Raw genomic sequence first — 13,907 nt, 5'->3', positions numbered from 1 at the left:
CTTTTTTTGACCTTTCTATAAATCTAGCAAAGAATAGGGGATAAAGGTAAGATGAGTATTTTGCAAGGAATCCTTGATACGTATGCTCAGTTTTTCGACTTGGACATGTGGATTAAAGTGTTGCAAGATCCAGTATCTTGGGGATTAATTGGTACACTTGTTGTACTTGAAGGGTTGTTATCTGCTGATAACGCACTTGTGTTAGCGGTAATGGTAAAACACCTTCCTGAAGAGAAACGTAAAAAAGCATTATTCTATGGACTTATTGGAGCTTATATATTCCGCTTTATTGCAATTGGAATCGGAATGTTCTTAATTAAATTATGGTGGGTAAAACTTCTTGGTGCACTTTACCTTGCTTGGTTATCAGTAAAATACTTTATTGATAAGCGTAAAGGTGCAGGTGAAGAAGAGGAAGCTCATGGTATGAACCAAAACAGTATTTTCTTCAGAATGTTCGGTGTCTTCTGGGGAACAGTTGCAATGGTCGAATTAATGGATATCGCATTCTCTGTAGATAGTGTACTTGCTGCATTTGGTGTATCTAATGAAGTTTGGATTTTATTATTAGGCGGAATGCTAGGTATTTTAATGATGCGTGGTATTGCCGGTGTATTCTTGAAATTATTAGAGCGTATTCCAGAGCTTGAAACGACAGCATACATTTTAATCTTAATTATTGCATCGAAAATGTTACTGTCTTTAATCGAGATTGAGATTAGTCATACACTATTCTTTATTATTTTAGTTGTAGCATTTGGAGCAACATTTATAATTCACTACATGAAGAATTCTGGACAAGCTAAAGAAGAAGTTGCAGCTACTAAAGAAGATAATAAATAATTGAAATGGGTTTGCTCGTTTTGCGAGCGCCCATTTTTTATAACAAAAAATAGTTTATAATAGAAGAAGGACTTAGAAAAAACGTAACTGTTTTTGGAGGTGAACTGTTGTGTTTTCACGTTTTACACTTCAACCATATGCATTAAAAGATGAATCAGATTTAAAGCAATTTGAAACGCTTTTAGAAAAACGTCCACAATATGAACTGACAGAGAATGAGATGAAATTTAGTTATATAGCATGTCGAATCCTTGGCGTTCCTAATGATGTAGATGAATATTTTAATGAACTGTTTGATTATAGTGAAGCGAAAGGAATCGAAGTTTTACACGAACAAAATTTAAACAAAGTGATTGATTCGGAAAAGCTTCGTCATATTCAAGAAGTGTTCGGATTACATCAAGAAGCACCAAATGGTCTGACAGTAAATAGGTTAGTTGCACACTTATCTGGGAAACAACTTTTACCGAAAGTAGACAATCCTGATTTACAGCATTACATACATACGACGTTTATTTCACTATTGAAATTATATGAGAAACAACATAATCAGTCGTTAAAGACAGAAGGCTTCCGTCGTTTCTTAATCGACATAATTAAACTAAGCGAAAATTATGTAGCGAAGTGGTTTTCTACGATTAATTATAAGAAACAGATGCCGCGTATCGTTTGGTATGGTGATGCACAGGAAAGCCGTATATATTTCTTATACTTTCTTATTATGCTCGGTTGTGATGTGCTTTATTATCACCCAGAAGGAAAAGATGGATTTGAGAATGTTGATGAAGAGGGAAGGACCTTTATTGTGTCTCATCCAGGCCGTATTTCTCTTGAACCATTTCCAGATCGCCGCCGCGAGCGTGTGGCAACAGTAGCGTATCAAGCTTCAAAAGAAATTGAGCAAGTACTTCACCACGATAATTCACTGCTGTACAAGCCGTGGCAATTCCGTTCCTATACGCCTGTAGCTCGTACACTAAAAACAACATATGATGAGCTCTTTTTAATTACGAAAGAAAAGGCGTTTGTACGCCCGACATTCTTTGTTGAAAATAAACATATTTATATCCCTTCTTTATTTGCGAAAATATCAGGCGTTTCAAAGAATGATAAAGAGTATTTTCAACGATTAAAGGCTGTTACATCATTTGATAACAGTATACTAGTTAATACATTCCCATTTACGAAAGAGCAAAAAGCAAACTTCCAATATCATTATCGAGATGCATTAGACCGTGGGGGGAAATTACATCCTGATCTAATTATGAATAGCCATTGGTGGCCGCATAAGCGTTTACCGGAAGGTTTACAACATGGGATTGCAGAAGCGATTATCCATACGTGTGAAAGTGAAATGTGCAAACCAATTGCGAAAGAGACAAAACAAGATGTAGCGCTATATGTTTTCGCGCAACTTTCTCAAATACCACCGAATATTTTAGAACAGCTTGAGAAATTTGATTATTCACAAGATGTGCCGAAAATTGTTATATTTAATAATGAGAAGAGTGGAGAGTTAACTCGTTCTGATGCTGTTTTATTACTATTTTTAAATCAAATTGGAGTAGATGTATTCCATTTCAATCCAACGGGAAGAAACGATATTGAACCGTATATTGAAGCGGGGGCATTTGATTCCCATTGGCTTGAAGAGGTTAATTTCGATCTTGAGTTTCATGGTTCATCAGCCTATAAAAATTTATCACAAACAATAAAAGGACTATTTCGTCCATTTTTATAAGGAAAGGGAGAATACCATATGAATAACCCAGTCGTACTAGATCCGAAAACAGAATTAAATGAGCAAACAGCACAAGATGTTCGCTTGCAACTTAGACAAGATGCGGATGTACAACGTATTTATAATGCGGTAGATATTAAAGATCAATTAGAATTAATTGAACTTGGAAAAGAACCTTCTATGGAAATTTCACGTTTTGCTGATCAAATTTTACATACAATGTCATTATCAAAGATAGAAGATTCTGGTGAATTATTAAAACAGCTTGGTAAAATTATGGACAGATTTGATAGCAAAGACTTTGCGGAAGAGAAAAGTGGTTTCTTCTCACGTATGTTCAAAAAAGCGGATAAAATGATTGAACAAATCTTTAGCAAGTATCAAACGATGGGCCGTGAAATTGATAAAGTGTATGTGGAAATTACGAAGTACCAAGATGAGATGAAAAAATCAATTGGTACGTTAGATGGCTTGTATGAGCAAAACTTAAAATATTATTTAGACTTAGAGAAGTACGTAGTAGCAGGAGAAATGTTATTAGAGCGTTTAAATACAGAGTTAGTTCCGATGTATGAAGAGCGTGTGCGTAATAATGATCAATTAGCAGGTATTGAATTAGAGTCGCTTAAAAACTCGGTTGAAATTTTAGAGCAACGTATTGATGATTTAGAAAAAGCGCGTATGGTTGCGCTACTTACAGCACCACAAATTCGTATGATTCAACGTGGTAATAATAAATTAATTGGTAAAATTAATACAGCATTTATTACAACGATTCCTATCTTTAAAAATGGTATCATTCAAGCGGTAAATGCGAAGCGTCAAAAGCTTGTTGCAGATTCTATGGCTGAACTGGATCGCCGTACAAATGAATTACTTAAGAAAAATGCACAAAATATCGCAACGCAAAGTGTAGAAGTAGCGAGATTATCAGGTTCTTCTAGTATTAAGATGGAAACACTTGAGGAAACTTGGAACATTATTTCAAGAGGTATGCAAGAAACACAACAAATTGAAGAACAAAACAAACGTGAGCGTGAAGAAAGCCGCAAACGTATGGCTACATTAACAGAGAATATCAAAAAAGAATTACAAGGATAAAGTGAAACTTTAATCAGTGGGGTTTTGTTCATCCCCACCGATTATTAGCCTTCACAATTGGACATTTATGGGCAGTTAATCTACCACCTAACTTCTTTGCTCAAACTGAATTTTGAGGTGGGAGTTTTACTGCACGGAAAATAGTAGGGTAAATGAAAAGGCAATGAGGACTATTCCTCATTGCCTTTTAGTTTCTCTTCACTAATTTAATAATCTCATTCACAATAAGTGGAATGATACTTAATAAGAGAACAAATCCCCAATCTCGCATCGTTAATGCATGTACACCGAATATATTTGCAAGGGGCGGGATGGAGATGATACAAACTTGCATAAGAACACCGATAAGAAGGGAGAAGACTAAATATTTATTTGTAAAGATCCCAATGGAAAAAATTGATTTCGTTCTTGAACGCAAGTTAAATGAATGAACGAGCTGAGAAAAACTAAGAACGACAAATGCCATCGTTTGAGCGTGTAATAGAGCATCCTCATCAATTTGCTCTGGGAAAAGAGGGAATAAATGTGTATCTCCAGTATAGAACTTTGCTCCGGCGATAAAGGCTATTAGCGTCAAAAGCCCAATGACAATCCCATTGAAAATAAGGAAAGGAACGCTACCACTAAATAAGCTTTCTTTCGCATGTCGTGGTTTTTCCTTCATCACATCAGGATCTTCAGGATCAACCCCAAGTGATAATGCAGGCAGGGTATCTGTAATTAAATTTACCCACAAAATGTGAATAGGTCGTAGTGGTGTTGCCCAGCCGAGTAAAATGGCTAAAAATAAAGTGATAATTTCTCCGAAGTTACAAGAGAGTAGGAAGAGAATTGATTTTTTTATGTTACGATAAATATTTCTACCTTCTTCAACGGCTTTCACAATAGATGAGAAATTATCATCTGTTAACACGACATCTGCTGCCCCTTTTGCAACGTCTGTTCCTGTAATGCCCATCGCTACGCCAACATCAGCTTGCTTTAAAGATGGTGCATCATTGACACCATCACCAGTCATAGAAACGATATTTCCTTTCGCGCGTAATGCCTTTACAATTTTCACTTTATGCTCTGGAGAGACTCTAGCGAATACATTTAAATGATTAATTTTGCTAGCTAGTTCTGTATCAGAAATGTTATCTAATTCAGTTCCAATCATAATTTCCGATATTTCTTCAGCAATGCCAAGTTCTTTGGCAATTGCAAAGGCGGTATCTTTATGGTCACCGGTAATCATAACTGTGCGAATACCGGCTTTTTTACATTCTTTAATTGAATCTTTCACTTCAGTTCGTGGTGGATCAATCATACCGACAAGACCAATAAAGATAAGATTTTCTTCAAGATGATTTATATCCATATCGTTTGAATTGTATTGTTTAAATGCGAATGAAAGTACTCTTAAAGCTTCTTGAGACATTGCTCCGGCAGCTTCTAATATTTGATTTTTATCAGAATCAGTTAAAATCTCGATTTTGCCGTTTTTAAAAATATGGGTACATCGAGGTAAGAGCTTATCGATAGCGCCTTTCGTCATGCTATAGTAGCTTTCATCGTATGTATGCACGGTTGACATCATTTTACGATCTGAATCGAAAGGTACTTCGTTAACACGTTCATGTATTTTTTCTAAATAATCTTTTTGCATGTTAAAAGTGGTTCCAGCAACGAGAAGTGCAATTTCAGTCGGGTCTCCCGTTTGTGATTCTTTATTATAAGACGCATCATTACATAGCACCATATTTTCTAACAATAGACGTTGCACATCATTATTTACATTTAAACTTTCTAAGCGATCGTATGTGTTATCACTATAAAAGTGAGTAACGGTCATTTTATTTTGCGTTAACGTACCTGTTTTATCTGAACAAATAATTGTGACAGAACCGAGGGCTTCAACAGCTGGTAGTTTCCGAATGATAACGTTTTGTTTAATCATACGTTGCACACCAATTGCAAGAACGATGGAAACGATAGCTGGCAAGCCTTCTGGAATAGCTGCAACGGCTAAACTAATAGCAGTCATAAACATTTCTAACGTATCCCGACCTTGTAAAAAACCGATGAGGAACATAACGATACAAATCGCTACAGCGACAAAACCTAAATACTTTCCGACTTGTGCTAAGCTTTTTTGAAGTGGTGTCATATCATCGTCTGCTTCATGTAACAGGGTAGCAATCTTACCAATTTGTGAGTTCATTCCAGTTTCAACAGTAACACCGACGCCTCTTCCGTATGTTACAAGAGTAGACATAAAGGCCATGTTTTTTTGATCGCCGAGTGGTACTTGTTCATCACTTTGCATGGAAGGATGGTAGATTGCATCTTTATCAACAGGGACAGATTCCCCAGTTAGAGCAGATTCTTCAACTTTTAAATTTGCGGTTTCGATAAGGCGTAAATCGCATGGGATATATCGTCCGGCGTCGAGCATAACAATATCACCTGGAACGACGTGCTCAGATGGAATTTCTTTTAGTTCACCATGTCTCTTGACGATGGCTTTAGGTGTTGCCATCTTTTTTAGTGCATCTAAAGCTTGTTCTGCTTTAGATTCTTGGACAACACCGATAACAGCATTTAAAACTACAACAAGCGCGATAATACTGGCATCCGCCCATTCACCTACAAAGGCAGAAATAAGGGCAGCAATAATAAGGACATATACGAGGACGTCATTAATTTGGGCGAAAATACGCTGCCATAAAGTGCGTTTTTGTTTTGTAGCTAATTCATTAGAACCGTATTGCTTTAAACGTTCACTTACAATTTCATCTGTTAAACCGTGTTGTTCGTTTGTTTCTAGGTCAATTAATGTTTGATCTTTCGTCTTACTGTACCAATTGCTCATAAGTAAGCACCTCCAGTAAAAACAGTTAGCAATGGTAGTGTTGCTATTATTTGTGAGTAGTATGTATGGAGAAAAATCTAAGGTGAGGTTCTACTTCTATTGTACAATATTTTACAGTTGGTTGAGGGAAAGAGAAGAGTTGTCATGAATTTGTTGGAAATAAAAAAGAGCCTCATATAAGAGAGGCTTTTTTACTTTTTAATTAATGTACCTAATTCTTCTGTAATAGCTTGCATTTCACTAATGCTGAATGTTTCACGTTTCATAACATGATCATAAATGTCACGTAAATCTTCGTACATTTCTTCGTTAAAACTAGCAGCTCTCATCGCTCCAGCATTAACCATACGTAATTTTTCTTTAATAGCTTCGACCATATATTCAACGTTTTCTTCTGACTTTACGGATAAATCCACCGAAGTGTCCCCCTTTAAAATAACATAAGGCTATCTTAACATTTTTTATCATTTTCGTTAATGAATCTTTTCAATCCCATTAAATTAGTAGGGATTTCCTTTATATTTAATAATTGGTTGTTTATACTATAAGTATATATTAAGAAATGCACCAAGAAGGGAAGAAACAAAAGTATGGTTCAAGTATTGTTTGTTTGTCTTGGGAACATTTGCCGTTCTCCGATGGCAGAAGCGATTTTTCGAAATCTTGTCGTAAAAGAGGGACTTGAAGAGAAAATTGTCATTGATTCTGCAGGAACTGGAGATTGGCATGTTGGCCATCCGCCACATAAAGGAACACAAAAAATTTTAAAAGAAAATGCAGTCATTTTTGAAGGAATTAAAGCAAGGCAAGTAGAAAAAGAAGACTTAACAAAGTTTGATTATATTATTGCCATGGACAACAAGAATATAGCAGATTTAAAAAGTTTAGGTAAAACTGGAGGCTATATTGGTAGGCTGTCCGACTTTGTTCCAGACGGTGGCTGGACAGACGTTCCTGACCCTTACTATACAGGGAATTTCCAAGAAGTATATGACCTTGTAACAGAAGGGTGTGCAAAGCTATTAGCTTTCATTCGAAATGAACAAGGAATATGAGGAAGCTTAGAAAGAAATACTTTCTAACATAAGAAATGAAAGGGTGAAGGAATATGGCAAAGAAAAATAATATTGCTCGAAACATTGCGATTGGTGTAGCGGCAGGTGTAGCTGTATCCATGTTAAAGAAAGAAAACCGTGAAAAAGTAAAAAATACAGCAGAAAAAGCAAAAACAAAGATGATTGAAATTGGTGAAAATGCAAAGATCAAAGAAAAAGTGCAAACTGTTACAGATAAAGGACGCGAACTTGCTGATTTCAATGTGGTAAAAGCGAAAGTAGCAGAAATTAAAAAATTAACGCCATCTGTTGTAGAGACGTTAAAAGAAACGAAAGAAATTTTTAGTAAGAAAAAAGTTGAGCCAGAAGAAAAGCCAGAAACGATTGAAATTCAAGCTGTATCTCCAAAGGTAGATGAGCTGACAGCAGAAGAAGAGCCAGTAGTTGCTGAAGATGGTGGTATGAAAGAAGCGCGTGAATTATTTATGAAAGACTCAAATGCAGTGGAAAAAAAAACTGAAGCGTACATTGAGTTAAAGCAAGATAAAGAAGAGAAGAAAAGCGTTTAAACATATATGAGAAAAATTTTAGAAAAGGTGAGAAGAAATCGTACTTATTCGTTTGGTAAAGATTTATATGACCGGACGATGCGCGATGATGTAGCGGGCTTGGCAGCACAGCTCGCTTATTTCTTCTTGCTTGCAATTTTTCCTGGGCTCGTTTTCTTAATTACGCTTCTTGGATTTATTCCCATTCAAACAGAGGATGTGCTTAGTTTATTAGAGGTTTATGTACCAGATGATGCAATGAACTTAATTGAGGTAAATGTAGATAAAGTTGTAAACCAGCAAAATGGTGGTTTATTATCATTTGGTTTATTATCCATGTTATGGTTTGCCTCAAATGGTGTTAATGCGGTTATGAATGCTTTTAACCGCGCTTATGACGTGAAGGAAACACGTTCTTTTATTACAACAAGAGCGTTATCAATTGTGTTTACATTAGCTATTATTTTTATGATTGTCTTTGCGTTAATTGTTCCGGTATTCGGACAAGTTATTGGAGCAGCAGTGTTTAAAGCACTCGGTTTATCAGATAGTTTTTCTTTCGTGTGGAGCATTACACGATTAGTAGCGAGTTTCTTCGTGCTATTTGCTTTGTTTAGTTTCTTATATACATTTGCCCCAGATCGAAAGTTAAAAAGAAGAGAAGTTATTTCAGGGGCGTTATTTGCTACTGTAGGATGGATTGTGGTATCGTACTCATTTGCTTATTATGTAGATAAGTTTGCGAATTACGCCAATACATATGGTGGTCTCGGTGGTATCATTATTTTAATGTTATGGTTTTACTTAACTGGATGGGTAATTTTACTTGGCGGTGAAATTAATGGTTTACTCCACCATTATAGAACCGGTGACAATAATTCCCGTAATGAATAATGAGCTCTTGTTCCATAATAAAAAGGAACAGGGGGGATATTTCATGAGTAATAATAAAAAGAACCATAATAATAAAAGTAATAATAAACAAAAGAGCAGTTCGCATCCAAAGCATAAAACGAGTAGCAGTGCGAACGGTCATAATAGCTATCATTAAAAAAAACGGGTCCTCTATGAGGGACCCGTTTTATTTGCTGCCTTTTAATAATCGTAAGCCATTCAAAATGACAAGAATCGTACTTCCTTCATGGCCAATAACACCGAATGGAAGAGCTAAAAATTGCAAGAAGTTTGAACAAATTAGCATGGCAATAACGGCTAGCGAAAAGATTACGTTTTGCTTCACAATACGGTTCATTCGTTTTGATAAACGAATTGCTTGGGAAAGACGAGATAGTTCGTTCTTCATCAGTACAACATCCGCAGTTTCTAAAGCTACATCTGTTCCTTCTCCCATTGCGACACCAATGCTAGCAGTAGCTAGTGCAGGTGCATCATTTATACCGTCTCCGACCATTGCTACTGTACCGTATTTTTCTTTTAACTTTTTAATCGTTTCAACTTTTGTTTCTGGTAAACATGATGCGTAATATTCCTTTATATTACTTTCAGAGGCAATTGCTTTTGCCGTTTCTTCATTATCTCCAGTAATCATAATTGCTTCGACACCAATGCTTTGTAATTCACGAATAGCAGCTATTGTTTCTTGGCGAAGCGTATCTTTTAAAGCGATAAGTCCAAGAATGCCTCCCTCATCACTAATATAAACGACAGTTTTACCTTCCTTTTCAAGTGAGGCAGAAATACCATTATGAAATGTTTTTGTTTCTTCACCGATAAAATCAGCTTTACCTATTTTATAAGCGTTGTTTTCGAATATTCCTTTTAGCCCAAAACCAGTTACATCTTCAACCTTTTCAGGTTTTTTTAATGTAATGTCGTACGCATGTTGTGCATATTTAACAATAGATGCAGCCAAAGGATGTGTAGAGTGACTTTCAATGGATGCTGTAATAGAAAGTACTTCTTTTTCTGTCATATTTTCTCGAACATATACATCTGTTACGGTAGGTTTTCCTTCTGTTAATGTTCCTGTTTTATCAAAGGCGATTGCTTTTACTGAAGCGAGGCGTTCTAAATGTATGCCACCTTTAAAGAGAATTCCATTTCTTGCTCCGTTAGAAATTGCAGATAACGTTGCTGGTGTAATGGCAGCAACGAGTGCACAAGGAGATGCGACTACAAGTAAGATCATAGCGCGATAAAACGTTTCATTCCAGCTCCAGTCAAGTAAGAAATGAGGAACGAACATCATAAGCGCAACAACGAGTAGTACACCTTTTACGTATGTTCCTTCAAACTTTTCGATGAATAGTTGTGATGGTGATTTTTCACTTTGTGCACTTTGGACGAGACGGATAATTTTTTGGAATAATGTTTGATCGCTTGGCTTCGTAATTTTAACTTCGATAGCACCACGTAAATTTACAGTACCTGCAAATACTTCATCGCCATGTCTTTTCTCATTTGGAATAGGTTCTCCCGTGATTGCTGCTTCATCAATATTTGTTTCACCGTTATGAATCGTACCGTCAGCGGGAACACGTTCACCTGGTTTAATTAAAATAATGTCGTTAATTTGTAACTCTCCAACAGGAACACGTTCCTCCGTTCCGTTGGAAATGCGTAATGCTTCTTCGGGTTGTAAGTCAAGAAGAGCGGAAATTTCTTTTTGGCTCTTACTTAATGTATAAGATTCCATAGCACCGCTGAGCGCAAAGATAAAGATTAAGATAGCCCCTTCTGCCCAGTAGCCAATAATTGCAGCACCAATAGCTGCAAAGAGCATTAGCATTTCAACATTTAGCTCTTTTTCTTCAATCGTATCTTCAATGCCTTCTTTCGCTTTTGCATATCCACCAACTATATAAGCAAGGATATAGCAAGTAATACCTACATTCATTACATCGTTCTTTGTGAATAACCAGCCAACTAAAATAAAAATACCAGATGCTACTGCAAATACAAGTTCATAATGTTTTTTTAATGTGTCCCATAAAGAGGGATGAGAAATTGTTTCTTTTGACTGTAACGTTTTTACTTCTGAGTTCATTACTACCCGCTCCTTCCGCATTCTTATTGAGAAAAATAATCAAAATCGAAACCCCTATAAAACGACGAAAGCTGCCATCCATAATGGATAGCAGCATTTCTGTTGAATCTGTTTTTAATAGTTCTTATGTTGTAATTATTCTATAGTATATCATATGTTTTTATGAGATGGTACGGTTTTGTTTCAAGTATAAACGGAAAACTTGTGTTTTCGCAACTCCTCTGGTATATATGAATATTGTTCATAAAAAGATCGGAAAGGAAGACAACAAGTGAAGACAGAGAAAATTTTTACCCATCCGATTGGCGTATTTATTGCTGCAATAGTAGCAACTTTTTTATGGGGAAGCGCATTTCCTTTTATTAAATTAAGTTATGTTGAACTTGGAATTCAACCACAAGAAGTTGGAGAGCAAATATTATTTGCCGGTTATCGTTTCTTTTTATCTGGAGTCATGCTCTTATTATTCTTTAAAGTGTTAGGAAAAGATATGAGCTTCAAAAAAGGAACAGGGAAACAGTTAATACAAATTGGTTTATTCCAAACGTTTCTTCAATATATCTGTTTTTACATTGGAATGAGTTATAGTTCAGGAATTGAAGGAGCTATCATTTCAGGAACATCATCATTCTTTCAAATTTTACTCGCCCATTTTTTATATAAAGATGATGCTCTCAATATGCGAAAATTAATTGGGGTATCTATTGGTTTTTGTGGCGTCATTTTAGTAAATGTGCCGAGTGATGGTAGCTTATCATTTCATTTTGGGATCGGAAGCTTATTACTTCTTAGTGCAGCAATGCTGTATTCATATGGAAACATATTAGCAAAAGAAGGTAGTAAAACATTAGATATTGGTTATATGACAGCATACCAAATGATTTTTGGTTCTACAGGATTATTATGTATAGGGGCTTTACAAGTTGGAGTCATGCCATTTACATTTAGTCTACATGCACTACTTATGCTAATTTATTTATCTTTCTTATCTGCAGCTGGTTTTTGCATTTGGAATACAATTATGAAGTATAACAAGGTTGGAAAAGTATCTATGTATATGTTCTTTATACCCGTATTTGGTGTGTTATTATCGAGCATGATTTTAGGTGAAGCAATTCATTCATTTGTGCTACTCGGTTTAGCATGTGTAGCCGCGGGAATCATTGTGGTAAATAGGACACCAGCTAAGCAAAAAATGGAGCAAGAAAAACAAGTAGCATAGAGAGCAGAAAAGCGATTACAATGGAAGAACAGTACTGTTCTTCTTTTTTCATAGAAAAAGGATAATAGACTAAGTGTAACGAAAAAAGATACAAAAAGCATTTATTGAGGAGAAAATATTATGAATCTACTTTACGTGGTGTTAATTGGGCAAATATTTCTTTTTTTTATTGGTGCAATTTATGCAATGGGGCAGACAAAAAGAACGAAAGATAATATGCCGTTACCTTTAGCAATTCGTCTTATTCTTAGTTTTTCTTTAACAGGTAGTGCAATTTGCATATGGTTACAAGATCCATCTGTAGAGTATAGTACGTGGGTTGCACTTGGTATGACTTTATCGACTGTGGGAGATTTGTTTATGGCTGGGCTGATTCCAATTGGTCATCGATTAATTGGAGGGATGGTTACTTTCGCTCTTGCTCATTGTTTTTATGTAAAAGCATTTTTGCAAACAGGAATTTCATGGAATGGTTTTTGGATTGGCTTACTCGTATATGGGCTCTTTCTAATTGTAGGATGGTTCTTCTTTATCCGAAATGATAAACAGGATAAGTTGTTTACGATAGGAGCTCTAATTTACGGATTGTGGGTTGGAGGAATGGCTTGCTTTGCATTCGCCTTATATTATGAAAATACAGGGATATGGTGGATACCAGCGTTTGGTGGCTTACTGTTTGTAATTTCTGATTTCATTATTGGCGTGACAGATATCGGAGGGCGTAAATTGAAGTATGAGCCACTTTGGATTTGGCTTACATATGTAGCTGCTCAAATGTGTATTGTATATGTGGGATTATAAAAAGATACTCTCAAAAATAGTGGATAGACTATTTTGAGAGTATCTTTTTTGCTTGTTAATTTGATCAGTATTTTTATTGTAAAATTTCTAATATTATAATTTTACAATTCAGAATTTTGTAGAAAATCACCGGTCGTATTATTTATAATAAAAGTAAAAAGATGATGAGTTGGTGAAATGATGCAAAAGAAAAAACGTTGGCGTGAATTCTTTGGAACTATTGCAATTGCATGTTTATTGGTGTTTTTGGCGAAAATTTTTGTGTTTTTTCCGACGACTGTAAAAGGAGCATCTATGAGGCCAACGTTGCAAGATGGAGATAGGGTGATTGTTAATAAGTTAGCAAAACAATTTGAAAGCTATGGGAGAGAAGATATTATTGTTGTGAAAACAGATAATTTTTATGTCAAAAGAGTGATTGGATTGCCTGGAGATATAATTGAGATGAGAAATGATCAATTATATGTAAATTCTGAAGTGAAAGATGAAGAGTATTTGGATAGTAATAAAAAACAAGCAGAAAAAAAACTTATGAATTTAACAGAGGACTTTGGACCGATTACAGTTCCTAAAAATAAGATTTTTGTTATGGGAGATAATCGCTTAATAAGTAAAGATAGTAGAAATGGTTTAGGTTTTATTGATAGAGAAGATGTGTTAGGAAAGTTAGCAGGCATTTATTATCCGTTTGAACATATGAAAATAATAAAGTAAAAAACCAAGCAAATTTTAGTT

12 protein-coding genes are annotated in these 13,907 nt (G+C 35.5%); 9 read left to right on the top strand and 3 right to left on the bottom strand.

Annotated elements, in window-relative coordinates; genetic code table 11:
* Positions 1 to 51 precede the first annotated feature (51 nt).
* The 3 genes from ACS2CR_RS08405 (at position 52) to ACS2CR_RS08395 (ending at position 3,685) form a co-directional block, all read left to right on the top strand.
* A complete protein-coding gene (locus ACS2CR_RS08405; protein WP_000025688.1) occupies positions 52 to 843 on the top strand; it encodes a TerC family protein in 792 nt (263 codons plus the stop codon).
* Positions 844 to 952: 109 nt separating this feature from the next.
* Positions 953 to 2,584: a YceG family protein gene (locus ACS2CR_RS08400; RefSeq protein WP_000492865.1), complete on the top strand. Its 1,632-nt coding sequence runs from the start codon at positions 953 to 955 to the stop codon at positions 2,582 to 2,584.
* Between the two features lie 18 nt (positions 2,585 to 2,602).
* A complete protein-coding gene (locus ACS2CR_RS08395; RefSeq protein WP_001064409.1) occupies positions 2,603 to 3,685 on the top strand; it encodes a toxic anion resistance protein in 1,083 nt (360 codons plus the stop codon).
* 187 nt (positions 3,686 to 3,872) lie between these two features.
* Here ACS2CR_RS08395 and ACS2CR_RS08390 read toward each other — a convergent pair whose 3' ends face one another.
* Entirely contained in the window at positions 3,873 to 6,539 is a 2,667-nt protein-coding gene (locus ACS2CR_RS08390) for a cation-translocating P-type ATPase (RefSeq protein WP_053512349.1), read from the bottom strand.
* Between the two features lie 191 nt (positions 6,540 to 6,730).
* The gene (locus ACS2CR_RS08385) at positions 6,731 to 6,955 is read right to left on the bottom strand and encodes a DUF1128 domain-containing protein (protein ID WP_000366196.1); all 225 of its coding nucleotides are present in this window, start codon (positions 6,953 to 6,955) and stop codon (positions 6,731 to 6,733) included.
* Between the two features lie 174 nt (positions 6,956 to 7,129).
* Between ACS2CR_RS08385 and ACS2CR_RS08380 the strand changes: the two genes are divergently transcribed.
* The 3 genes from ACS2CR_RS08380 to ACS2CR_RS08370 are packed head-to-tail and all read left to right on the top strand — an operon-like array spanning position 7,130 to position 9,036.
* Positions 7,130 to 7,594: a low molecular weight protein-tyrosine-phosphatase gene (locus ACS2CR_RS08380; RefSeq protein WP_053512348.1), complete on the top strand. Its 465-nt coding sequence runs from the start codon at positions 7,130 to 7,132 to the stop codon at positions 7,592 to 7,594.
* Positions 7,595 to 7,647: 53 nt separating this feature from the next.
* On the top strand, positions 7,648 to 8,163 hold the full coding sequence (locus ACS2CR_RS08375) for a DUF4075 domain-containing protein (RefSeq protein ID WP_053512347.1): 516 nt from the start codon (positions 7,648 to 7,650) through the stop codon (positions 8,161 to 8,163).
* A gap of 6 nt (positions 8,164 to 8,169) precedes the next feature.
* Positions 8,170 to 9,036, top strand: coding sequence for a YihY/virulence factor BrkB family protein (locus ACS2CR_RS08370; RefSeq protein ID WP_001226536.1), 867 nt, complete (start codon positions 8,170 to 8,172; stop codon positions 9,034 to 9,036).
* A gap of 187 nt (positions 9,037 to 9,223) precedes the next feature.
* Here ACS2CR_RS08370 and ACS2CR_RS08365 read toward each other — a convergent pair whose 3' ends face one another.
* A complete protein-coding gene (locus ACS2CR_RS08365) occupies positions 9,224 to 11,149 on the bottom strand; it encodes a heavy metal translocating P-type ATPase (RefSeq protein WP_001083773.1) in 1,926 nt (641 codons plus the stop codon).
* 271 nt (positions 11,150 to 11,420) lie between these two features.
* Between ACS2CR_RS08365 and ACS2CR_RS08360 the strand changes: the two genes are divergently transcribed.
* The 3 genes from ACS2CR_RS08360 to lepB all read left to right on the top strand — a co-directional run bounded on the left by ACS2CR_RS08360 (position 11,421) and on the right by lepB (position 13,886).
* Positions 11,421 to 12,371: a DMT family transporter gene (locus ACS2CR_RS08360; RefSeq protein WP_000845729.1), complete on the top strand. Its 951-nt coding sequence runs from the start codon at positions 11,421 to 11,423 to the stop codon at positions 12,369 to 12,371.
* Positions 12,372 to 12,491: 120 nt separating this feature from the next.
* On the top strand, positions 12,492 to 13,172 hold the full coding sequence (locus tag ACS2CR_RS08355; RefSeq protein WP_001051071.1) for a lysoplasmalogenase: 681 nt from the start codon (positions 12,492 to 12,494) through the stop codon (positions 13,170 to 13,172).
* A gap of 177 nt (positions 13,173 to 13,349) precedes the next feature.
* Entirely contained in the window at positions 13,350 to 13,886 is a 537-nt protein-coding gene (gene lepB, locus ACS2CR_RS08350) for a signal peptidase I (protein WP_053512346.1), read from the top strand.
* Positions 13,887 to 13,907: the final 21 nt, after the last annotated feature.

The sequence above is a fragment of the Bacillus cereus group sp. BceL291 genome (genome assembly GCF_051776705.1).
GTDB lineage: Bacteria > Bacillota > Bacilli > Bacillales > Bacillaceae_G > Bacillus_A > Bacillus_A cereus.
Note: the sequence above shows the minus strand (reverse complement) of the source record. Positions and strands in the feature narration are given on the sequence as shown.